The following is a 20,074-nucleotide window of genomic DNA, read 5'->3' as shown; positions in this document are numbered from 1 at the left end:
CAACGCTGTGAAGGAGGCCTTCACGGCACGTCACGGGAGTTCAGCGGCGGCGACGGCGCAGGGTGTCGAGCGCGAAGGTGCCGGGGCCGACGGCCGCGATCAGCAGGAAGATCCACGAGTACATCGCGGCGGGCTCGCCCATGTTGTGCAGCGGCAGCAGGCCTTCCGCGGCGTGCACGGTGAAGTACGCGTAGGCCATCGTCCCGGACAGCAGCACCGCGGCCTGCCGGGTGAACAGGCCCGCCAGGACGAACAGCGCGCCGGCCGTCTCGATGATCGTCGCCCACCATCCGGGCCACTGGCCGAGCGGCACCGCGGCGCCGTTGCCGTCGATCCCGCCGAGCAGTCCGAACCCGGCGACGCCGTGGCAGAGGAACAGGAAGCCCACCACGACCCGGAAGGCGGAGAGGACGGCGGACGCGGGGGCGCTGAGCTGGGTGCGGCGGCGCTCGGTGGTCGCGGCGGTGGCGGTCTTGGCGGAGGGGGCGATCGTGGTCATCTCGGGCCTCTTTCGGTTCGGTCGTCGCCCGGGCTCGGGCTTGCTCTCACCTATGCGTCGAGCGGCGATCGACCGGATCGACATCCTCCCGGAACTTTTTTCGGACCCGTTTCGCGGACGGGGCGAGTGGACCGGAAGACTGGGCCGATGGCAGCCAAACGCAGTGCCGGGCTCCTGCTCTTCCGTCGCCGCGACGGGGAGACGGAAGTCCTTCTCGGGCATATGGGCGGGCCGTTCTGGGCGAAGAAGGACGCGGCCGCGTGGTCGCTGCCCAAGGGCGAGCTGGATCCGGACGAGCCACCCGAGGCGGCGGCTCGCCGCGAGTTCACCGAGGAACTGGGCCTGCCCGCGCCCGAGGGCGAGTACCGGGAGCTGGGCGAGGTCAAACAGTCCGGCAAGGTCGTGACGGCGTGGGCGGTGGAGGGCGATCTCGACCCGGCCGACGTCGTCCCGGGGACGTTCGAAATGGAATGGCCGCCGCGGTCGGGCCGGACCCAGGAGTTCCCGGAGGTCGACCGGGCCGAGTGGTTCACCCTCGACATGGCACGGGAGAAGCTCGTCGTGGGCCAGCGGCCGTTCCTCGACCGGCTCACCGCTTTGCTGTGAACAGCTCCAGTACCTCGTCGAGCGGCTTGGCGTCGAAGCCGGGCAGGACGAGGTCGGCGTGGGAGAAGTCGAGTCCGGCGGTGATCGGGTTCGGCACCGCCACACAGGTCATCCCGGCGGCTTTCGCGGCGGAGACGCCGTGGGGCGAGTCCTCGAACGCGATCGCCTCGCCTGCCTCGACTTCCAGCTCCGCGAGGGCCGCGAGGTAGAGGTCGGGCCGGGGTTTCCCGGCGTGCCGGTCGCCGGTGGCGACGGAGGCGAACCGCTCGGCCATCCCGAGGCGTTCGAGATGCGTCCGCACCCAGCCGATCGAGGAACTGGAAGCGACTCCGAGCCGCAGCCCGTGGCTGGTGGCCACGTCGAGGTAGTCGAGCACGCCTTCGCGCACGCCTTCGGTCTCGAGGCGCGCGAGGATCCGGGTGCGGTTGGCCTGGCGGATGAGATCCTGATCGTGGTCGCCGACCAGCTCGGTGAGCAGGGCGAACATCGCGGGCGTCGTGCTGTGCGTGCCGATGACCTCGTACCACTTCTCGAGCGGGAGTTCGGCGCCGAGTTCGCGGAAGGTGCCCTGCCAGGCCGCCAGCACGGCGGACTCGGTGTCGACGAGGGTGCCGTCGAAGTCGAAGATCAAGGCGCGGAAGGACACTCTCGCAACCCTGCCCGACCGCCGTTCGGCACGGCAAGTCAGCGGGCGCTGGGCCGGATGGGTGAGAGGCACGCCACAACCAGGGAAGCCGGGCATTTCGTGCACGGATAGTGCCGGGCCGATCGCGCGGTGCCATGATCGCAAGAAAGATCATCGGCTGTGGATCGGGGGTCGGCATGACGGAAAACCGGCAATGGGACATCGTGACCAGCGTCGGCCTGACCGCGCTCGCGGTGGCGTCCGCCCGCGCGGTGGAAACGGCGAGTGGCTACATCGACGATCCGTACGCGGCTTCGTTCGTGCGTGCCGCGAAGCCTCCGGTGCCGCTCCCGCTCGAACCCCGCGATGACAGCCACGTGAGCGACTGGGCGTCGATGGCCGGCTATCTCGGCGTACGCACCCGGTTCTTCGACGGCTACTTCGCGGCCGCGGACACACCACAGGTGGTGATCCTCGCCGCCGGCCTCGACACCCGGGCCTACCGGCTCGACTGGACCGGTCGCGACGTCTTCGAGATCGACCAGCCGCGGGTGCTGGAGTTCAAGCAGCAGGTCCTCGACGCGCAGGGCGCGGTGCCCGCCTGTCGCCGTCATGCCGTCGCGGTCGACCTCCGCGACGACTGGACTCGCGCGTTGCTGGGCGCCGGTTTCCAGCCGGGCCGCCCGACGGCGTGGCTCGCCGAAGGGCTGTTGCCGTACCTGCCGCCCGAAGCGGAGGAGAAGCTCTTCGGGGAAATCGTGAAATTGTCCGCGCCGGGCAGCCACGTCGCCACCGAACGGCTGCCCGAATCCGCGTTCCCCGACTCACTGGACGCCCCGTTCCGCCAGGCCAGCTTGGACATGGGGATCGACATCGAAACCCTGTGGAATCGCGCACCACGCCGGAACCCCAACGAGTGGCTCGGCGCGCAGGGCTGGGCGGTCGACGTCGAGCAGGCGAGTGAGGTGTTCGCGCGGTTCGGCAGGGAGCTGTACCCCGGCACCGAGTCCTTCCTGGGCAAGGCCCAGCTCGTCAAGGCGCATCTCCCAGGTTGATCCCGAGCCGGTCGGCGACCGCGCGGAACACGACGACCCGTGCGCCGAGTTCGCGGGCGACGCGCAGGGAATTGCGTGACAGTCGGCCAGCAGCGGCGAGCGGTCCTCGCTCGCCGAGAAGACCGGACCCACCGTGTGCACGACCCAACGGGCGGGAAGCCGTCCGGCGGTGGTCGCCACGGCCTGGCCTGCCCGCAATCCGTGTCCGTAGTGCCCGACCCGCAGCTTCCGGCATTCGGCCAGGATGTCCGGCCCGCCCTTGCGATGGATCGCGCCGTCGACACCGCCTCCGCCGAGCAGCGACGAATTCGCCGCGTTCACCAGCACGTCGGCGTGCTGCTCGGTCAGGTCGCCTTCGACGAGTTCGATCGTGGCCATGTTTCCTCCCGGAGCACGATTCTCGTCGCGCGCTGCGTACCGTGCGAGCGGAATTCCGAGTCCTTGAACGAGGGGTCGCCCGGATGAGTACGACTACTCGGAGGCGGCTGAGCAGGAACCCGTTGTTTCCTGGGCAGGTGCCCCCTGACCGGGTTAAGAGTTGTTGAACCTGTCTTTCTTCCTCCCGTAGTGTCACCGAGTGACTACGGGAGGGAGGCCCGATGGGATTCACGACTGTGCCCGAAGCCCTGCGAGCCGCGGGGCGTAGTGCCGGTGACGCGATGGGTGAGCTGCGCCGGGTGGATTGCGCCGGACCGGTCGCGGAGCTGGCGGGCGCACTGCCAGGGGCGAAGGCGGCTGGTGCCGCGTCCTCGTTCGGCAACTCGTGGAGGTCGGCGTTTACCGCGTGGTGTGCCGATGCCGACGAGCACGTGGCGTCGCTCGGCAAGGCGGCCGATACCTACGTGGCGGGCGACGCGCACGCGCAGTCGTCACTACCGAGTGACGGCAAGCTGACGGCGCCGCGCTGATGGTGAGTCTCGCGGACGTGAAGCGGTGGAACCCGGGGCGGCTCGACGAGATCGCGCGCACCGTGCACCAGCGGATCCAGGTACTCATCCACTCCGGGGACGATTTCGGCAAGGTGTTTCCCGTCGAGGGCTGGGCAGGCCCGGCCTCGGACAACGCGGCCTCAGCGCACAAGGCGCTGATGAGCAAGGCGGAGAAGATGGCGGCCGGGGTGTCCGTCGTGGCCAAAGCCATCGGCCAGGCGTCCGACGCCATTCCCGCTGTCCAGCACGCCATCACCAATGCCGAAGAACTCGCCCGCAAGTACGGATACACCGTCGACGACAACGGCGGTGTCGCCGATACCTTCGCGGGCAAGGAGCCACCGCCGGACATGCACCCTCAGGACCGGGCACGTGCTCATCAGCAGATCGCCGACGACCTCGCGCAGGCGTTGCGGACCGCCGACGACATCGACAACGACCTGACCGCGGTCCTCCAGCACGCCGAACACGGCGAGTTCGGCACTGGCGACGAGGCCACCGTCGCGGCGGCGGCGGAAGCGGCTTTGGCCAGCCCCGGCCTGACCCTGCCCGAACCGCCGCCGAACGCCACCCCCGCACAGAACGCCGCTTGGTGGGCCACCCTTTCACCCGCCGGACGCGCGATTCTGCTCCGCGACCGGCCCGCCGCCATCGGCGCCATGGACGGACTCCCCGCCGAAGACCGCGACAAGGCCAACCGGGCGGTGTTCCAGCAGCAACGCGACAATCTCAAACATCAGCGCGACGAGATCCAGCACAAACTCGACGGCATGAGAGAGTCCGACCCCCGTCAGATGGACGACTACCACGACCTGGAAAAGCAGCGCGACGCGCTGGACGACAAACTCAAGGGAATGAACCAAATCAACGACCGCCTGAATCGCCCACTCCCGGGTCAGCCGCCGGCATTCCTGCTTGGCCTCAATCCCGCGAACTCCGGACAGGCCATCATCGCTGTCGGCAACCCCGACCACGCTCAGAATGTCGCCACCTACGTCCCCGGCACAACCTCCGGGTTGAACGACGGAATGGTGAAGGACATCAGCAGAGCCGACGTCATGATGCAAGCTGCGCAGAAGGTGAACCCCGTCCCGACGTCGGTAGTCATGTGGGCGGGTTATGACGCTCCGCAGAGCGTTTTTCCGGATGCTGCGAGTACCAGCTTCGCCGACCGGGCCGAGCCTGGCTTGCGCAGGTTCCAGGACGGGCTCGACGCTGCCCATGCCCCCGGCCCGACGAACACTACGGTTATCGGGCACAGCTACGGCACGACCGTGGTTGGTCAAACAGCCCGCGACATGGGTCTTCCTGCTGACAATGTCGTGATGGTGGCGAGCCCTGGTGTTGGTGTTCAGCACGCCAATGAGCTGCGTCTCGATGGCGTCGCGCAGGATCAAGTCGGCCAGCACGTCTATTCGACGAAATCAGCCGTCGACCCCGTGCCGGCGTTCACCAACTTCGGCAACCCGATGGCCGACGCGATCGATCCGCTCGGCCCGGACCCGACAACCGGGTGGTTTGGTGGTCAGCGGTTCGAGTCGAACGCGAACGCTGGTCACAGTGACTACTGGGAGTATGAGTCCAAATCTCTTCGGGGCATGGCGAGTATCATCGCGGGCGGCAGGCCGGGATCATGAATGTCCGCCGGACGAAGATGGTGCGCTCACGCCTCGCTATAATGGCCACAGTGATGATGACTGTCGTCGCCGCGTGTGGAGGGAACGAGATGAAGGCCACGATTTCAGTGGCGGACGGGCAAGCGAACGCCTCCAAATATACCAAGGATGCGGCCGCGGAAACTTTTCCGCCGGGTTTTTCCCTGGAGGAGAAGCCGTCTCAGTCAATGCCTTGCACGGACGTGTCCGACAAGACGACCGGTCAAATCAGAGCGGATGCCAGCTTTTTGGTCAACGGGATCGACAGTGCGCAAAACAACAGCTACTTCGATAAACTGAAGAGTTGGTGGGCGTCGCACGGCTGGACTCCGGTAACCGACAGCAGGCCGGGTGACATGTTCATCAACGCTGCCAGGGACGGGTATCTCATGAGCTTGCAGGCCAGTATGCAAGGAAAACTTTTCATCGGAACGAACACTCCGTGCTTGTGGCGAAACGGTACGCCTGATCAGACGAGTTAGAGTGGCGTTTCTTCAGATTTTCTGCCTGCATTCGGCCCGGCTGCCCGGCCTAGCCTGGTGACGGAATTCCGGGTCACTGGGCGAAGAAGCCGACGAGGACCGGGGCGAGGACCTTCGTCTTCACCATGTGCGTCTGGCCGTCCAGGGTGCGGACGGTGGTCCCGAGCTGCGCGGCCAGCGCGGCGACGCCGTTGCGCATCCACTGTGGACTCTTCCCGCCGTCGGCCACCAGCACCGGCACCGCGATCCCGGACCACCGGCCTTCGGGCAGCGGGCGGCCGGCCTGGTTGCCGTCCATGATCTCGGCGTCGTAGCGCAGCGTGTGCGCGACGCGCTTGAGCTTCGGCCACGCGGGCATCAGGCGCATCATCGTGGCCATCCAGCCGGGCAGGCCGACGGCCTCGGTCATGAACATCTTGATCGCGTCGCCGGGACGGCCGTTCTCGACCGCCGCCGTGGCGCGTTCCGGGTAGTCGGCGGGCACTGGAGGCCGGGTGCCGTCGACGACGAACGGCGGTTCGTAGACCGCGAGTCGCCGTACGGCCAGGCCGCGGTGCGCGGCTTCGAGAGCGAGCGCGGCGCCCGATGAGATGCCGTACAGGGAGACCTCGCCGCCAGTTTCCTTGATCACCGCCGCCAGGTCTTCGATTTCGCGGTCCACCGAATACGGCCCGGTGTCGGTGCTTTCGCCGCGTCCGCGGCGGTCGTAGGTGTACACGGTGAAGCGGTCGGCCAGGGCCGCGGCCAGCGCGTCGTTCGGGCCTTGGCCGCGATAGCACATCGCGCCGTCGACCAGGACGAGCGCGGGTCCCTGCCCGACGCGGCTGTAGGCGATGGTCGTGCCGTCGGCGGAAACCACGGTGTTCATGACGTCTGCTCCGTTCTGCTGGGTCACTGTCGACGACTACGTTCGCACCGAACTATCGAGCTGTCAAGACAAAAAAAATTGTCGGTAGCACGCGCTGACGTCGCGGCAGGGAAAAGCGCAGGTCAGACGCCGCGGCGCAGGGTGATGAGAGTGATCTCGCTGGGCGCGAAGACCCGGAACGGCGGGCCCCAGAACCCGGTGCCGCGGCTGTTGTAGAGCTGGGTGCGTTCGCCGTGGCGGCTCAGTCCGCCCAGCGTCGGCTGGTCGAGTCGCACGAGCAGGTGGAACGGCCAGATCTGGCCACCGTGGGTGTGCCCGGAGATCTGCAGGTCGATCCCGGCCTCCGCGGCCTGGACGACCTGTTTCGGCTGGTGCGCCAGCAATACCACCGGCACGTCGGACGGCACGCCGTCGAGCGCGGCGGGCAGGTCCGGGCCGTGGCCGGGCAGCCCGGACCCGGCGCCGGTCGGATCGTCGATCCCGGCGAACAGGATCCGGTCGCCGCCGCGTTCGACCAGCGTGCTCCGGTTGTGCAGGGTGTCCCAGCCGAGCCCGGCCATGTGATCGAGCCACGCCTGCGCTTCGCCGAAGTACTCGTGGTTGCCGGTGATGTAGAACCGGCCGAGCCCGGCCTGGACGCTGGCGAGCGGGTCGACCTGCTTGCGTCGTCGCGCCACCGAACCGTCCGCGAGATCCCCGGCGTGGCACACGACGTCGGCGTTCAGTCCGTTGACCACCGCGACGACGCGCTCCGACCACTTCGTCCGGTCCAGCGGCCCGAAATGCGTGTCGGTGACGACCGCGATCCGCAGCCCGTCGATACCGGGCCCGATCCGGGGGAGGACGACGTCGACCTCCTTGACCGGCGGGATCCGCATCGCCGCGCGGTTGCCCGCGACGAGCAGCACGACGGCGACGGCCGCGGTCACCACGGCGACCGTCCGCGCCGGATCGTCCACACCGGACAGGACGAGCACGAGCCGCACCAGCTGGCCCAGCACGCTCCAGGTGAACAGCACCCAGACGACGCCGAGCAGGATGTCGCCGGTGCGGGCGGCCGCGTCGAGCTGGCGCGGGCCGTGCCCGAGGATCATCAGCGCCGGGAGCGCGAGCAACGCCGCCGCGAAGACGACGGTGCCGATGGTGAACCCCGCCGCGGACCAGTCCGGGGCGAGCACGAGCGACAGCCACGGCACGCCGAACAGCAGCAGCGGCGCCAGGATCGGCACGACCACGCGGAGATAACGACCCATCGCACTGCCTGCTTTCCACCGAACCGGATATACCCAGCGTAGTCGAAAAGCGGAGATGGTTCGTCCGGGTCAGTCCCAGGCCTCGGGGAGCCGCTCCACCGTGTAACCGACGCGGCTGGTCGTGCCACGCGGGTCGGTCAGCTCGACGCGCCAGCCGTCGGCGAACTGGTCGACGCCCTCGATCATCGGGATCGTGCCGCTCAGCACCACGGTGCCCGGCCGCAGCAGCCCGTGCTCGCGCAGCTGCTCCACCCAGTACGACGGCGGGAGCAGCTGGGCGAGCGTGCCGTCCTGGACGAGCCGCTCCTCGTTCTGGTCGGCGCTGCCGTGGCGGACCCACGCCTTGAGCGTGAACGCGTCCAGTTCGTCGGCGATGTCCGCCAGCGGCCACGCGAAGTCGCCGAGCAGATCCGGCGCGGACTGCTTGCTCCACGCCACGCCGTGGACCTCGAGCGCCCGGTCGGTGTGGTCGCAGGCCGCGGTGAGCAGCAGATCGTCGGCGTCCTCCCCGACGATCAGCGCCCATTCCGCCTCGCCCGACGTCCGCGCGTGCGGCACTTGCACGGTCCCGGCCTGGCTGACGAGGTTCGACGACAGCGGGTACAGGGTCGGTACGCGCGTCGGTGCCGGGACGCCCAGCGCGGCGAGCTCGTCCACGTGGTGCTGGACCTGCGCGGTGTCACGGCCGGCGTACCCGCCGTTCAGCGCGTAGCGCACCTCGATCTCGCGCACCGCGCCGCCGGGGACGGTGAACCGGACCAGGTTCCGCCGGTCGGTGCTCGGCGCGCTGATCTGGGTTTCGGTCACGTTACTGCCTCCAGGAATTCGGAGCGGGGACTTGCGTAGACACGTTGTATACAGCAAGTATGGGGCAGCCGCCAAGGAGGTACCAGTTCCATGTCTCAATCCCCACAGCTCGATGTGGCGCCGCCGCGCGCGCAGCGCCGCAGCCTGTACAAAGCCTTCGCGGCGAGCCTCTCCGGCACGTCGCTCGAGTGGTACGACTTCGCCGTCTACAGCTCGGCCGCCGCACTGGTCTTCGGTGACCTGTTCTTCCCCACCAGCGAGCCGCTGACCGGCACGTTGCAGGCCTTCGGGACCTACGCGGTGGGCTACATTTCCCGTCCGCTCGGCGGCATCGTCTTCGGCAGGCTCGGCGACGTCATCGGCCGCAAGAAGGTGCTGGTCGCGACGCTCCTGCTGATCGGCGTCGCGACGTTCGGCATCGGGCTGCTGCCGACGCACGCCTCGGCGGGTGCCCTCGCGCCCGCGCTGCTCGTGCTGCTGCGCTTCGCCCAGGGTGTCGGCGTCGGCGGTGAGTGGGGCGGCGCCGTATTGCTCAGCAGTGAGTTCAGCGAGACGTCGAAGCGTGGCTTCTGGGCTTCGGCCGCTCAGGTCGGCCCGCCGCTGGGCACGTTGCTGGCCAACGGCGTCCTCGCGATCCTCGCCGGTGTCCTGACGCCGGCCCAGTTCCTCGGCTGGGGCTGGCGGATCGCGTTCCTGCTGTCGGCCGTGCTGGTCGCGTTCGGTCTGTGGATCCGCGCCAGTCTCGAGGAAACCCCGGTGTTCCGCGAGCTGGCCGAACGCGGTGAGCGCCCGGCCGCGCCGGTCCGGGAGGTCTTCCGCACGCAGCCCCGCGCGCTGACCGCCGCCGTGCTGTCGCGGGTCGGCCCGGACGTGCTGTACGCGATGTTCGCCGTCTTCGTGCTGACGTACGCGACCAAGACGCTGCACATGAGCCGAGGCGAGGCCGTCACCGCGGTGCTCGTCGGCTCCGCGCTTCAGGTCGGGCTGATCCCCTTGGCGGGCTGGCTTTCCGACGCCTACGGCCGCAAGCGCGTTTACGCGATCGGCACCATCGGCGGCGCCGTGTGGAGTGTCCTGTTCTTCGCGATGGCGCAGGGCGGAATGGTCTCCCTGCTCATCGGCGTGATCGGCGGATTGTTCTTCCACTCGCTCATGTACGGCCCGCAGGCGGCGTTCGTCTCCGAACAGTTCCACGCGCGCCTGCGCTACACCGGCAGTTCGCTCGGCTACACCCTGGCCGGTGTCATCGGCGGCGCGATCGCCCCGCTGGCGTTCACCTGGCTGCTCGCCGAGACCGGTTCGGGCTACGTGATCGCGGCGTACATCGCCGTCGCGTGCGTGGTGACGCTGGCCGGGCTCGGTCTCGGCCGCGCGGTGGTCGACGACGTCGACGAAGTGCCGGACCAGCAGGCGACCCTGGCGGGGAAGTGACCCGGTCAGCCCTGCATCAGCATGTTGCCGGTGGCGTCGAGGTGGCGTTTGATCGCCGCCTCGGCGCCGGCGGCGTCCCCCGCGGCCAGCGCGTCGACGATTTCCTGGTGCTCGGCGAGGACTTCCCGGCGCCGGTCGTCGCTGCGTTCGAGCGCGACCACGCCGAGCAGCACGTGCCGGGCGCGCAGGGTCTCGTACAGCCGGGCGAGCACGCTGTTGTCCGCGGCGCCGACGAGCAGCGCGTGGAACTCGCTGTCCAGGTCGATGAAGGCGCGCGCGTCGTCGGCGACTTCCCGCTGCCGCTCGATCAGCCTCGCCATCTCCGCGGCGGGAGCGCGGCCCGCGGCCAGCGACGTAGTGGCCGCCCAGCATTCGATCACGGCGCGGGCCTGCATCAGCTCGGCGATCTGCCTGCCCGGCAACGGCGTGACGAACGCGCCGCGGTGCGGCACCAGCTGGACGAGGTCCTCGGCGGCCAGCATCAGCAGCGCTTCCCGCACCGGAGTGCGCGAAACGCCGACGCTCGTGGCCACCGCCTGCTCGTTGATGAACGTGCCGGACACCGCCGGATCGGTCAGGACGGTCGACCGCAGGTACTGGTACGCCCGATCCCTGCCCGAACCCCCGTCAGAACGCATACCACATGTATACAGGCTGGGAGGCCTCGATGACCGGAAACCCCACCACACTGCGGATCGCCGCCGCCCAGATCGCGGGCGGCACCGACCCGCTGGCGAACCTCGCGGCGATCGAGGACGCCGTCGGGCGGGCAGCCGGGCGCGGCGCGGAACTGGTCGTCCTGCCGGAAGCGGCGATGGCGAGTTTCGCGGCGGATCCGCGGGAAGCGGCGGAACCGCTCGACGGCCCGTGGGCGAGCGGTGTCCGCAAAATCGCCGCGGCGCATGAAGTCGTTGTCGTGGCCGGGATGTTCGAGCCCGCCCCGGACGGCCGCGTGCACAACACCCTGCTGATCACCGGCGGCGGTCTCGAAACCGCGTACCGGAAGATCCACCTGTACGACGCCTTCGGCTCGCGGGAGTCGGACACCGTCGCCCCAGGTACCGAGCTGGTCCAGGTGGAGCTGGGTGGCGTCCGGATCGGCTTCGCGACCTGTTACGACCTGCGCTTCGCCGACCACTTCACCGCGCTCGGCCGCGCCGGCGCCGAACTCGTCGTCGTCCCGGCGTCGTGGGGTGCCGGGCCCGGCAAGGAAGAGCAGTGGGACCTGCTGACCCGTGCCAGGGCCCATGACGCGCAGGCCTGGCTGCTCGCGTGCGATCAGGCCTGGACGCCGCCGTCCGGCGCCGATCCGCTCGGCGTCGGACGGTCGGTGCTCGCCGATCCGCTGGGCGCGGTACACACCCGGCTGGGCGGCGGCCCCGGCCTGCTCGTCGCCGATGTCGACGTCGAGACCGTGCGCGCGGTCCGGCAACGGGTCCCGGTCCTCGGCTAGCTCGCCCGGTTTTCCCGCCAGTTCGCGACCGCCTCTTCGACGTCGACCATCGCGACGGCGAGGGGCGGTCCGAGCTGGGGCTCCCGGTAGGCCTTGAGGATCCGGGCGTTGAGGTCTTCGACGATCTCGCGGACGCTTTTCTCGGTGCGCTCCTTGGCGAGTTTCGCCGGAAGGTCCTGGATTTCCTTCGGCAGCGCGAGGGACGGCGGCAGCATGTCGGACACGTCGAGGCCGTTGTCCCTGACCTGCCGCATCATCCAGTCGGTCGCGGCGTCCCGCCCGCTGGATTTCGGCAGTGGCTTGCCCGCGCCGGGCAGGTTTTCGAAGTCACCGCGTTTTTCCGCGATGGAGATCTGCTTGTCGACCCAGAACCCGAACGACGCCCCCGGCGGCTTGCGCTTCGTCATCCCCGTCTCCTCCCGTCCTGGTACTCAGGGTACCGATTTCCGGCCGCGCGAGCCGTATAACGTACGGAAAGCCGCCGGTCGCGTACGATCCCCCGGGGACAGCGGCGGCCGGCGCGAGGAGCTTGGACACAGATGACGGTCGAGCACAACGGCGCCGAGGACATCGACCGCGCGCTGGCACTGCTGTGGCACGTGCGCGAGCAGCACCCCGAACCCGTGCGCGGGCGCCGTCCGCGGCTGGCCGTCGGCCGGATCGTCGAGGTGGCGATCGGCGTCGCGGACGCCGAAGGGCTCGTCGCGGCGTCGATGCACCGTGTGGCCAAGGAACTCGGGGCCGGGACGATGACGCTCTACACCTACGTTCCCGGCAAGGCCGAGCTGCTGGACCTCATGGTCGACCAGGTCCTGTCCGAACGCCGCCTGCCCGGCCCCGGCGACGAGCGGCCCGCCGACTGGCGTACCCAGGTGCTGCTCTACTCCGACCGCACGCGCGAGATCTACCGCCATCATCCTTGGCTGCGCGAGGCCTCCCGGGTGCGGCCCGCGCTCGGGCCGGGGCACCTCGCCGGACAGGAGTATTTGCTGTCCATTTTGGACTCTCTCGGGCTCGAGGCGGCCCAGGTCACCGCGGCGGCGGGCGCACTGGGCACCTACATCGACGCGAATGCCGCGCTGGAGGCGGAAAGCGCGCACCTGGAGCGGGTCACCGGCCAGTCCGACGACGCCTGGTGGGACCAGCGTTCGGTGTTCTGGCACCGGTACTTCCCGGTCGAGCGGCACCCCACGATGGCGCGGGTGTGGGAGAACGGCGGCTTCGTGCTGACCGCGGCCGAGCAGGCGGCCCAGGCCTACGACTTCGGCCTGAACCGCCTGCTCGACGGCATCGAAGAACTCGTCGCCTAGCTCACTTCGCCGACGTCGTCGTGGTGCTGCTCGACGACGTGCTGCTGCTCGTGGGTGCGGTGGCGGGCGTCGTCGTGGTGCTGCTCGACGGCGGTGTCGCGGGCGGAGTGCTGCTCGACGGGGGTGTCGAGCTGCTCGGCGGCGTGGACGGGGGAGTCGACGGCGGTGTGCTCGGCGTGGACGGCGTCGTCGGGGTGGTGGTCGGTGTCCCGGTGGGCGGGAGGGTGCTGCCCGGCGGCGTGCTTCCGGGGTTGCCGGGGCCGGGCGGGGGTGGCGGTGTGCTGCCCGGCGGGGCCGGGGGCGGTGCCACGGCGCCCGGCGCGCCTTCGGCGGGGTGGCTCGGCGGGGCGCCGATCGGCACCTCGCTGTCGGGCAGCTGTGCCACGCCGCCCCGGTAGGCGGCGGCCCACGCCATCACCGTGTCCACATAGGACTGCGAGTTGTTGTACCGGCGCACCGCGATCCGCTGGACCTCGATCGAGGACAGGTCGAGGTTGCCCGAGCACAGGTAGCGGCCGGCGGCGAGCGTCTCGTCGTAGACGTTGTTCGGATCGGAAACGCCGTCACCGTTGCCGTCGGAGGCGTAGGCGCGCCAGGTGCCGGTGATGAACTGCATCGCGCCGACCGCGTGGTCCCACACCGGGTCGCCGGTGAACACGCCGCCGTCGGTGGCCGGGATGGCGGCGAACCCGCCAGTGCCGTTGAGGGCGGGGCCGAGGATGCGCTCGAGCGTGTTGCCCTTGGCGTCGACGTAGCCACCGCGGGCGTGGTTGGACTCGATGCGGCCGATGCTGGCGAGCAGCTGCCAGTCGATGTGGCAGTTCGGCTGCTCCCTGGCCATGATGTCGGCCGCGTTCTTGTACGCCTTGAGCATGCTGGCGGGGATCCCGAGCGGGCCGGACACCCCGGCGGACCCGGAGGAGGCGTGCGCGCCGGGCGCCATGAGCGGCTCGGGCACCGGGGGCTGCGGCAGGCTGCCGTCGACCGCGACGGGCGGCATCACGACGTCAGGTACGCGAGCGGGCGCGGCCTGGTCGGCCGGCTTCTGGCCGTCCGGCGCCTGGTGCGCCACCGGGGAGATCAGGCCGCTCGCGGTGATCGTCGGCAGCACGGCCAGCGCGCCGCCCGCCAGCGCCGCGGCGGTCCGTTGCCGGACCGAACGCGCTTTTCGTGGCCGGTGCTTCGGCATGCTCACACCCCGTTCCTCGAACTCCGTTGTCCTGCCCGGTCACCCGCTCGCCGAGTTACCGGCGGGTATGGGAAAGCTATCCGATCAAAGCAAATTTTGGTGCTTTGCCAAGCGAAAACCGGGGATTTCGGCGAAGTTCGTCCGTCTGGCATAAAACCAACGTCGTAAATTTGTCACCTTTACGCGGGCTTCACGCACTCTCGCTCCTGGTTTCCGTCTTCTGTCCATAGTGGACATGCCGGTGCGTGGCCGCGCCGTCGATGCCACCTTACGGGTGCGCGGCGCCGGTTGGGTGACCCGCGCGGCAGCCCGCGACGAACCTGAGGTGATCGGCACGTGTCGGCCGGGTGCCGCTCGGGCTGGTGGGCCGGGTGCCGAGGGACGCCCTGGGTGCGTTGGCCGCACCGAGGGACGCCCTTGGTGCACTGAACGCACCGAGGGCGTCCCTCGGCACATCCGCCGTCGCGTGACGCGGCAGGGCAGGGCGAGCGTCCTGAACGACGCGTTCGCGACGTTGAGCGTCCCGAACGGAGCGTTCGCGACACCGTGGCCCGCCCCGCAGCCGCACCGCGCGCGCGAAAACCTGCACGCTCTTTGACGAAAGCTGCGCAAAACCGCGATTGACTATGCAGAAACCTGCAACTACGGTGGTGCTTGTTGCGCACTCGACCGGCACGGATGGGGAGTTCATGAGCGGAACCTTCATGGCGGAGGAGATCGCGAGCCAGCCCGCGCGCTGGCGCGCGGCCGCGGCCCAGGCCTCGGACTTCGCCGAAAAGCTGCCCGCCGCGGGGGCCAGGGTGGCGATCGTCGGCTGCGGGACGTCCTGGTTCATCGGCCAGGCCTACGCGGTGCTGCGCGAAAGCGCCGGGCTGGGGGAAACCGACGCGTTCGCGGCGTCGGAGTTCCCCGTCGGCCGGAAGTACGACCACGTCATCGCGCTGTCGAGGTCCGGGACCACGACCGAGGTTCTCGGCCTGCTCGCGAAGCTGCGCGGCACACTCCCGACCACCGCCATCACCGGTGTGCCCGCCGAGATCGCGGAGTCGGTGGACGCCGTGGTCGATCTGTCGGTGGCCGATGAGCGCTCGGTGGTCCAGACCCGGTTCGCGACCACCGCGCTGGCGGTGCTGCGCACCCATCTCGGCGAGGATCTCGCCCCGGTGATCGCCCAGGCCGAGCAGGTGCTCGCGCAGCCGGTCGACGACGCGCTGGCGTCGGCCGGCCAGTTCAGTTTCCTCGGCACCGGCTGGTCGGTCGGGATCGCCAACGAGGCGGCGCTGAAGTTCCGCGAGGCCTGTCTGTTCTGGACCGAGTCCTATCCCGCGTGGGAATACCGCCACGGGCCGATCAGCATCAGCGAACCAGGACGCGTGACCTGGATGTTCGGCCAGGCGCCCGAAGGGCTCGCCGCCGACGTCGCCCGCGCGGGCGGGCGGTTCGAGGAGAGCGGTCTCGACCCGCTCGCCGACCTCGTCCGCGCGCAGCTCGTCGCGGGGGAGATCGCCCGGCGCAAGGGCCTCGATCCGGACAATCCCCGCAGCCTCACCCGTTCCGTCGTGCTCACCTGAGCCATGCCCCGATTGGTCGCGGCGCTCGACGTTGGCGGTACCAGCGTGAAGGCGGCGGTGTACGAGCCGGTTCCGGGCGGGTTGCGGCAGGTCAGCGGCCTGCGGCGGCCGACGGCACGCGGCGGTGATCCGGCGAGGGCGGTCGCCGATCAGGCGGGGAAGCTGATCCGCGAGCTGACGGAGTCGGCGGGGCCGCTCGCCGCGGCCGGGGTCGTGGTCCCGGGCATCGTCGACGAACATGCCGGGGTCGCGCGGTTTTCGGCCAACCTCGGCTGGCGGGACGCGCCCCTGCGCGAGTTGCTCGCCGACCGCGCCGGCGTCCCGGTGGCGTTCGGCCACGACGTCACCGCCGGCGGGCTCGCGGAGTACCGGATCGGCGCCGCGCGGGGCTTCACCGACGCGGCGTTCGTGCCGGTCGGCACCGGGATCGCCGCCGCCCTGATCCTCGGCGGCCGTCCGCACCGCGCGGGTGGCCGCGCCGGGGAGCTGGGGCATCTCGACGTCGGGCACGACCTGGTGTGCGGCTGCGGTGCCATCGGTTGTCTCGAAGCCGTCGCGTCCGCGGCCGCGCTGGCGCGGCGCTATACCGACCGTTCCGGCCGCGCCGCCGACGGTGCGCGAGAGGTGATGGCCGCCGCCGCGAACGGAGATCCGGACGCGGTGGCGGTACTGGACGACGCGGTCGCGGCGCTCGGCGACGGCCTGCGCCAGCTGGTCACTTTGCTCGCCCCCGAGGTCGTCGTCTTCGGCGGCGGCCTGTTCGGCGCAGGCGAGGGGCTGCTGGAGCGCGTCCGCCGTCGCACCGCCGAACGGCTCACTTTCCAGCGTATGCCGGAACTCCGCCGCGCGGAGCTCGGCGACGAGGCGGGGTGCCTCGGTGCGGGCCTGCTCGCGGCCGACCTCGTGGGAGTCTCCTCGTGATCCTCACCGTGACACCGAACAGTGCGCTCGACGTGACGTACACAGTGGACGGTCTACGGCCGGACTCCGTGCACCGCGTCCGGGAAATGCGGGCCAGAGCCGGCGGCAAGGGGATCAACGTCGCGCGGGTGCTGCACACGCTCGGCGAGGACGTCCGCGCGGTGGCGACGGCCGGTGGTGCGACGGGAAACGCTTTCACCGCCGAACTCTCCGAAGCCGGGATCCCGGCGGACCTCGTCCCGGTCGGCGGGGAGACCCGGCGGACGACGACCATTTTGTCCACTGTGGACGACACGGTCACGCTGTTCAACGAACCAGGACCGGACCTGAGCGCACAAGAGTGGACGTCCCTTGTGGACACCGTGGGGCGGCACACCCCGGACGTGCTCGTCTGCTCCGGCAGTCTTCCGCCCGGCGCCGGAGGGTATGCCGAGCTGCTCACCACGGGCGTCCCGGCCATTCTCGACACTTCCGGCGCGGCACTGACCGCAGGGCTGAGCGGGCGGCCGAGCGTGGTCAAGCCCAACCTCGCCGAACTCCGCGAGGTCACCGGTCGCGCCGATCCGGTGGCGGCGGCCACGGAACTCCGGAGCAGAGGCGCCGGGACCGTGGTCGTCTCGCTGGGCGCGGACGGTCTGCTCGCGGTCACCGAACACGGCGTCTGGCAGGCCGCGCCGTCGAAAACGTTGACCGGCAACGCCACCGGCGCCGGGGACGCGGCCGTCGCGGGCATCGCGCTGGGGATCGCCGGGGGCGAGCCGTGGCCCGGCATCCTCCGACGCGCGGTCGCGTTGTCCGGTGCCGCCGTCCTCGGGCCGCTGGCCGGGGACATCGACCTCGCGCACTACCGGCGTGAACTCGGCGCCGTGGTGGTGCGTGCCCTTCCGAACTGAGGAGTCCCATGCCTTTGGTATCCGCCGGCGAGATCGTCGGCCCCGCCGTCAAGGACGGCCGCGGCTGCGGTGCCTTCAACGCGATCCAGCTCGAACACGTCACCGCGATCATCGCGGGCGCGAGCCGCGCCGGAACCCCGGTGATCGTGCAGCTGAGCCAGAACGCGGTCAAATACCACGGCGCGCTCGCACCCATCGGCAGCGCCGCGCTCGCCGCCGCGCGGGCCGCCGACATCGGTGTCGCCGTCCACCTCGACCACGCCGAGGCGCCGGAGCTCGTCCGCGAGGCCGTCGAACTGGGCTTCGGCTCGGTGATGTTCGACGCGTCCACAATGGACTACCAGGACAACCTCGCGGCGACGCGGGACATCGCGGCCTACTGCCATGACCACGGCGTCTGGGTGGAGGCCGAACTGGGCGAGGTCGGCGGGAAGGACGGCGTGCACGCGCCAGGCGCGCGGACGGATCCGGACGAGGCCGCCGAGTTCGTCGCGGTCACCGGGGTGGACGCGCTCGCGGTCGCCGTCGGCAGTTCGCACGCGATGCTGACCAGGGACGCTTCGCTCGACCTCGAACTGATCGCCAGGCTGCGCGAGCGGGTGCCGGTGCCGTTGGTGCTGCACGGTTCGTCCGGGGTCCCCGACGACGGCCTCGCCGCGGCGGTGCGTGCCGGGATGACGAAGATCAATATCGCGACGCAGCTCAACAAGGTGTTCACCGCCGCGGCGGTGGCGTACTGGCGTGACCATCCGGAGCGGGTCGATCCCCGTAAGTATCTGGGCGCGGCACGGGACGCGGTGGCGAGCGAGATCGAGCGGTTGCTGGGTGTGCTCGCGCCGGGTCACGAGGAGGTCGCGAAATGACGATTGTGCAGTCTTTCCTGGGTCAAGTTGTTGACAGCTGCGTGAAACCGAACAAAACTGCGCGCTAACGCGCAAGAAGTGTGCGATAGCTGACTCTCTGATCGGGTGGTGGCCATGCGGATGGCACGGGGCAGGTCCGGGAAAGTACTCACGTTGACGACAGGCGCCGTGCTCACCATGGCGCTGGCCGGATGCGGCGGCGGTGACGCGGGCACGGGCGACGGGGGCGGCGCGAACGCGCTGCCCGGCGTCGACCAGTACCTCAACGCGCCCTGTCCGGAGGCGGGCGCGAAACCGCAGACGGACAAGGAGTTCACCTACTGGGCGATGTGGACCGCCGACGAGCCGCAAGGCAAGGTGCTGCAGAAGGCGTTCAAGTGCTTCACCGAGAAGACCGGCGTCAAGGTCAACGTGCAGTGGCTGGGGCGCAAGGCCTACACCCAGAACATCGCTCCGGCGCTCAACACCGACAACGTGCCGGACCTGTTCGACCAGGACGTCAGCAAGGTCAGCGCCGCGATCGTCTCGGCGGGCGGCACGCAGAGCGTCGACGACGTCTTCGACCTGAAGGTCGGTGAAGGCGACAAGAAGGTCAAGGACGTCCTCACCCGCACCTCGTACGACTTCCCGCAGAACAAGGACAAGGAGGGCAAGACCTTCCTGGTGCCGTACGAGATGCTCTCGAACGCCTGGTGGTACAACAAGGCGCAGGCCAAGGATCTCGTCGCGCCGAAGACCGTGGATGAGCTGTACGGGTTGTTCGACAAGGCGAAGGCCGAAGGCAAGGCCGCGATCGCGCAGGACGGCGACATCCCGTTCTACAACATGTACTTCTTCACCCAGTTCGCCGAGCGCTACGTCGGCGCCGGCGGGGTGGCCAAGGCGGCCAGTGACCCGACCGGCCAGGCGTGGAAGACCGACCCCGGATTCCTCAAGGCCGCCGCGGAAACCGCGAAGCTGCCGAAGCACCTCATCGACGGCTGGGACGCGGCGAAGTTCCCGCAGGTGCAGCAACGCTGGGCCGACGGCGACGCGCGGTTCCTCTACATGGGCACGTGGGCGCCGAGCGAGACCCGCGAGTACCTCGACAAGCAGGGCGCGGGCACGAAGCTGGAGTACGGTTCGTTCCAGTTCCCGATGCCGCCGGGCGCCACGCACGACACGGTCGAGCAGATCCCGATCGGGTTCGCGGTGACCAAGAAGGCCAAGCATCCCGAGGCCGCCAAGGCGTTCATCGCCTACTTCCTCAACAAGGACATCCTGTCCGGCATCCCCGCCGTCGCGGACAACCTGGTACCCCGCACCGATCTTGCCGTACCCGACGACCTGAAGCAGGCCAAGGCCGCGCTGGACGACGAGAAGAAGGAGCACGTCCTGCAGTACGACGGAATCGACAGCCTCGCGGGTGGCAAGTGGCAGACCGAGGTCTTCGACCCGGCGGATCTTGCGCTGCTCAAGGGCCAGAGCACGCCGCAGCAGTTCATCGACCAGCTCGCCACCAAGGGCGCCGCGTTCTGGAAGAGCCAGGGCTGATGACCGCTGTCGCGGAAGAGGGGGGGGGGGGGGGCCCCCCCCCCCCGGGGGGGGCGCCGTGGCCCCAAAAGCGGCGGGTGGGGGGGGGGGTGGGGCCCGCGGGGGGGGGGGTGGGGTGGGGGGGGGTTTAA

At 69.9% G+C, this 20,074-nt stretch carries 22 protein-coding genes and 1 pseudogene; 14 read left to right on the top strand and 9 right to left on the bottom strand.

What is annotated here, in order from left to right; genetic code table 11:
* Positions 1-40 precede the first annotated feature (40 nt).
* On the bottom strand, positions 41-499 hold the full coding sequence (locus ACFWX1_RS16705; RefSeq protein ID WP_378388138.1) for a DoxX family protein: 459 nt from the start codon (positions 497-499) through the stop codon (positions 41-43).
* A gap of 147 nt (positions 500-646) precedes the next feature.
* On the opposite strand from ACFWX1_RS16705, the gene ACFWX1_RS16700 reads away from it, so the two are divergent.
* Positions 647-1,105 (top strand): NUDIX domain-containing protein, encoded by a 459-nt coding sequence (locus tag ACFWX1_RS16700; RefSeq protein WP_378388136.1) that lies wholly within the window; start codon positions 647-649, stop codon positions 1,103-1,105.
* Here ACFWX1_RS16700 and ACFWX1_RS16695 read toward each other — a convergent pair.
* On the bottom strand, positions 1,089-1,751 hold the full coding sequence (locus ACFWX1_RS16695) for an HAD family hydrolase (protein ID WP_378388134.1): 663 nt from the start codon (positions 1,749-1,751) through the stop codon (positions 1,089-1,091). The two genes, ACFWX1_RS16700 and ACFWX1_RS16695, sit on opposite strands and share 17 nt — an antisense overlap.
* Before the next feature lie 134 nt (positions 1,752-1,885).
* Between ACFWX1_RS16695 and ACFWX1_RS16690 the strand changes: the two genes are divergently transcribed.
* Complete coding sequence (locus ACFWX1_RS16690; RefSeq protein WP_378388132.1) at positions 1,886-2,785, top strand: SAM-dependent methyltransferase; 900 nt, start codon at positions 1,886-1,888, stop codon at positions 2,783-2,785.
* A 13-nt stretch (positions 2,786-2,798) separates the two neighbouring features.
* On the opposite strand, the pseudogene ACFWX1_RS16685 reads toward ACFWX1_RS16690, so the two are convergent.
* Positions 2,799-3,106, bottom strand: a pseudogene (locus ACFWX1_RS16685) (macro domain-containing protein); the annotation flags it as partial.
* Between ACFWX1_RS16685 and ACFWX1_RS16680 the strand changes: the two are divergent.
* From ACFWX1_RS16680 to ACFWX1_RS16665, 4 genes are all read left to right on the top strand, one after another.
* Entirely contained in the window at positions 2,996-3,250 is a 255-nt protein-coding gene (locus tag ACFWX1_RS16680) for a hypothetical protein (RefSeq protein WP_378388266.1), read from the top strand. The pseudogene ACFWX1_RS16685 and the gene ACFWX1_RS16680 sit on opposite strands and share 111 nt — an antisense overlap.
* A 134-nt stretch (positions 3,251-3,384) precedes the next feature.
* The gene (locus ACFWX1_RS16675) at positions 3,385-3,693 is read left to right on the top strand and encodes a hypothetical protein (protein WP_378388130.1); all 309 of its coding nucleotides are present in this window, start codon (positions 3,385-3,387) and stop codon (positions 3,691-3,693) included.
* A 17-nt stretch (positions 3,694-3,710) separates the two neighbouring features.
* Positions 3,711-5,351 carry an alpha/beta hydrolase gene (locus ACFWX1_RS16670; protein WP_378388128.1) on the top strand — a complete coding sequence of 547 codons (1,641 nt, stop codon included), beginning with the start codon at positions 3,711-3,713 and terminating at the stop codon, positions 5,349-5,351.
* 50 nt (positions 5,352-5,401) lie between these two features.
* A complete protein-coding gene (locus ACFWX1_RS16665; protein WP_378388126.1) occupies positions 5,402-5,851 on the top strand; it encodes a hypothetical protein in 450 nt (149 codons plus the stop codon).
* A gap of 73 nt (positions 5,852-5,924) precedes the next feature.
* Here the strand turns inward: ACFWX1_RS16665 and ACFWX1_RS16660 are convergent, their stop codons facing one another.
* The 3 genes from ACFWX1_RS16660 to ACFWX1_RS16650 all read right to left on the bottom strand — a co-directional run bounded on the left by ACFWX1_RS16660 (position 5,925) and on the right by ACFWX1_RS16650 (position 8,779).
* Positions 5,925-6,719 carry an alpha/beta fold hydrolase gene (locus ACFWX1_RS16660; protein ID WP_378388124.1) on the bottom strand — a complete coding sequence of 265 codons (795 nt, stop codon included), beginning with the start codon at positions 6,717-6,719 and terminating at the stop codon, positions 5,925-5,927.
* A 122-nt stretch (positions 6,720-6,841) separates the two neighbouring features.
* On the bottom strand, positions 6,842-7,972 hold the full coding sequence (locus tag ACFWX1_RS16655) for a metallophosphoesterase (protein WP_378388122.1): 1,131 nt from the start codon (positions 7,970-7,972) through the stop codon (positions 6,842-6,844).
* Positions 7,973-8,041: 69 nt separating this feature from the next.
* The gene (locus ACFWX1_RS16650) at positions 8,042-8,779 is read right to left on the bottom strand and encodes a DUF2848 domain-containing protein (protein ID WP_378388120.1); all 738 of its coding nucleotides are present in this window, start codon (positions 8,777-8,779) and stop codon (positions 8,042-8,044) included.
* A gap of 90 nt (positions 8,780-8,869) precedes the next feature.
* Here ACFWX1_RS16650 and ACFWX1_RS16645 point away from each other — a divergent pair, with 90 nt between their 5' ends.
* Complete coding sequence (locus ACFWX1_RS16645; protein ID WP_378388118.1) at positions 8,870-10,210, top strand: MFS transporter; 1,341 nt, start codon at positions 8,870-8,872, stop codon at positions 10,208-10,210.
* A gap of 5 nt (positions 10,211-10,215) precedes the next feature.
* Here ACFWX1_RS16645 and ACFWX1_RS16640 read toward each other — a convergent pair whose 3' ends face one another.
* Positions 10,216-10,848 (bottom strand): GntR family transcriptional regulator, encoded by a 633-nt coding sequence (locus ACFWX1_RS16640; RefSeq protein WP_378388116.1) that lies wholly within the window; start codon positions 10,846-10,848, stop codon positions 10,216-10,218.
* A 29-nt stretch (positions 10,849-10,877) separates the two neighbouring features.
* On the opposite strand from ACFWX1_RS16640, the gene ACFWX1_RS16635 reads away from it, so the two are divergent.
* Positions 10,878-11,663: a carbon-nitrogen hydrolase family protein gene (locus ACFWX1_RS16635; RefSeq protein WP_378388114.1), complete on the top strand. Its 786-nt coding sequence runs from the start codon at positions 10,878-10,880 to the stop codon at positions 11,661-11,663.
* Here ACFWX1_RS16635 and ACFWX1_RS16630 read toward each other — a convergent pair.
* Complete coding sequence (locus ACFWX1_RS16630; RefSeq protein WP_378388112.1) at positions 11,660-12,070, bottom strand: DUF1992 domain-containing protein; 411 nt, start codon at positions 12,068-12,070, stop codon at positions 11,660-11,662. The genes ACFWX1_RS16635 and ACFWX1_RS16630 overlap by 4 nt on opposite strands.
* A gap of 132 nt (positions 12,071-12,202) precedes the next feature.
* Here ACFWX1_RS16630 and ACFWX1_RS16625 point away from each other — a divergent pair, with 132 nt between their 5' ends.
* The gene (locus tag ACFWX1_RS16625; RefSeq protein ID WP_378388110.1) at positions 12,203-12,973 is read left to right on the top strand and encodes a TetR/AcrR family transcriptional regulator; all 771 of its coding nucleotides are present in this window, start codon (positions 12,203-12,205) and stop codon (positions 12,971-12,973) included.
* A gap of 1 nt (position 12,974) precedes the next feature.
* Here the strand turns inward: ACFWX1_RS16625 and ACFWX1_RS16620 are convergent, their stop codons facing one another.
* Entirely contained in the window at positions 12,975-14,162 is a 1,188-nt protein-coding gene (locus tag ACFWX1_RS16620) for a hypothetical protein (protein ID WP_378388262.1), read from the bottom strand.
* Positions 14,163-14,851: 689 nt separating this feature from the next.
* Here ACFWX1_RS16620 and ACFWX1_RS16615 point away from each other — a divergent pair.
* From ACFWX1_RS16615 to ACFWX1_RS16595, 5 genes are all read left to right on the top strand, one after another.
* On the top strand, positions 14,852-15,733 hold the full coding sequence (locus tag ACFWX1_RS16615) for an SIS domain-containing protein (RefSeq protein WP_378388108.1): 882 nt from the start codon (positions 14,852-14,854) through the stop codon (positions 15,731-15,733).
* A 3-nt stretch (positions 15,734-15,736) separates the two neighbouring features.
* A complete protein-coding gene (locus tag ACFWX1_RS16610) occupies positions 15,737-16,654 on the top strand; it encodes an ROK family protein (protein ID WP_378388106.1) in 918 nt (305 codons plus the stop codon).
* Entirely contained in the window at positions 16,651-17,547 is an 897-nt protein-coding gene (locus ACFWX1_RS16605) for a 1-phosphofructokinase family hexose kinase (protein ID WP_378388104.1), read from the top strand. The genes ACFWX1_RS16610 and ACFWX1_RS16605 overlap by 4 nt, the downstream gene beginning before the upstream one ends.
* An 8-nt stretch (positions 17,548-17,555) precedes the next feature.
* Positions 17,556-18,410: a class II fructose-bisphosphate aldolase gene (locus tag ACFWX1_RS16600; RefSeq protein WP_378388102.1), complete on the top strand. Its 855-nt coding sequence runs from the start codon at positions 17,556-17,558 to the stop codon at positions 18,408-18,410.
* Between the two features lie 153 nt (positions 18,411-18,563).
* Positions 18,564-19,943 carry an ABC transporter substrate-binding protein gene (locus ACFWX1_RS16595; RefSeq protein WP_378388100.1) on the top strand — a complete coding sequence of 460 codons (1,380 nt, stop codon included), beginning with the start codon at positions 18,564-18,566 and terminating at the stop codon, positions 19,941-19,943.
* Positions 19,944-20,074 lie beyond the last annotated feature (131 nt).

It is taken from the genome of Amycolatopsis sp. NPDC059021, from assembly GCF_042739895.1.
In the GTDB taxonomy this organism is placed as follows: Bacteria; Actinomycetota; Actinomycetes; order Mycobacteriales; family Pseudonocardiaceae; genus Amycolatopsis.
Note: the sequence above shows the minus strand (reverse complement) of the source record. Positions and strands in the feature narration are given on the sequence as shown.

What these genes read in the sequence shown, in the direction of transcription:
- ACFWX1_RS16690 (WP_378388132.1), top strand. Translation starts at nt 1,886, where the DNA reads ATGATCGCAAGAAAGATCATCGGCTGTGGATCGGGGGTCGGCATGACG.
- ACFWX1_RS16625 (WP_378388110.1), top strand. Translation starts at nt 12,203, where the DNA reads ATGACGGTCGAGCACAACGGCGCCGAGGACATCGACCGCGCGCTGGCA.
- ACFWX1_RS16600 (WP_378388102.1), top strand. Translation starts at nt 17,556, where the DNA reads ATGCCTTTGGTATCCGCCGGCGAGATCGTCGGCCCCGCCGTCAAGGAC.
- ACFWX1_RS16700 (WP_378388136.1), top strand. Translation starts at nt 647, where the DNA reads ATGGCAGCCAAACGCAGTGCCGGGCTCCTGCTCTTCCGTCGCCGCGAC.
- ACFWX1_RS16640 (WP_378388116.1), bottom strand. Translation starts at nt 10,848, where the DNA reads ATGCGTTCTGACGGGGGTTCGGGCAGGGATCGGGCGTACCAGTACCTG.
- ACFWX1_RS16610 (WP_378388106.1), top strand. Translation starts at nt 15,737, where the DNA reads ATGCCCCGATTGGTCGCGGCGCTCGACGTTGGCGGTACCAGCGTGAAG.
- ACFWX1_RS16630 (WP_378388112.1), bottom strand. Translation starts at nt 12,070, where the DNA reads ATGACGAAGCGCAAGCCGCCGGGGGCGTCGTTCGGGTTCTGGGTCGAC.
- ACFWX1_RS16645 (WP_378388118.1), top strand. Translation starts at nt 8,870, where the DNA reads ATGTCTCAATCCCCACAGCTCGATGTGGCGCCGCCGCGCGCGCAGCGC.
- ACFWX1_RS16655 (WP_378388122.1), bottom strand. Translation starts at nt 7,972, where the DNA reads ATGGGTCGTTATCTCCGCGTGGTCGTGCCGATCCTGGCGCCGCTGCTG.
- ACFWX1_RS16620 (WP_378388262.1), bottom strand. Translation starts at nt 14,162, where the DNA reads ATGCCGAAGCACCGGCCACGAAAAGCGCGTTCGGTCCGGCAACGGACC.
- ACFWX1_RS16635 (WP_378388114.1), top strand. Translation starts at nt 10,878, where the DNA reads ATGACCGGAAACCCCACCACACTGCGGATCGCCGCCGCCCAGATCGCG.
- ACFWX1_RS16615 (WP_378388108.1), top strand. Translation starts at nt 14,852, where the DNA reads ATGAGCGGAACCTTCATGGCGGAGGAGATCGCGAGCCAGCCCGCGCGC.
- ACFWX1_RS16660 (WP_378388124.1), bottom strand. Translation starts at nt 6,719, where the DNA reads ATGAACACCGTGGTTTCCGCCGACGGCACGACCATCGCCTACAGCCGC.
- ACFWX1_RS16675 (WP_378388130.1), top strand. Translation starts at nt 3,385, where the DNA reads ATGGGATTCACGACTGTGCCCGAAGCCCTGCGAGCCGCGGGGCGTAGT.
- ACFWX1_RS16705 (WP_378388138.1), bottom strand. Translation starts at nt 499, where the DNA reads ATGACCACGATCGCCCCCTCCGCCAAGACCGCCACCGCCGCGACCACC.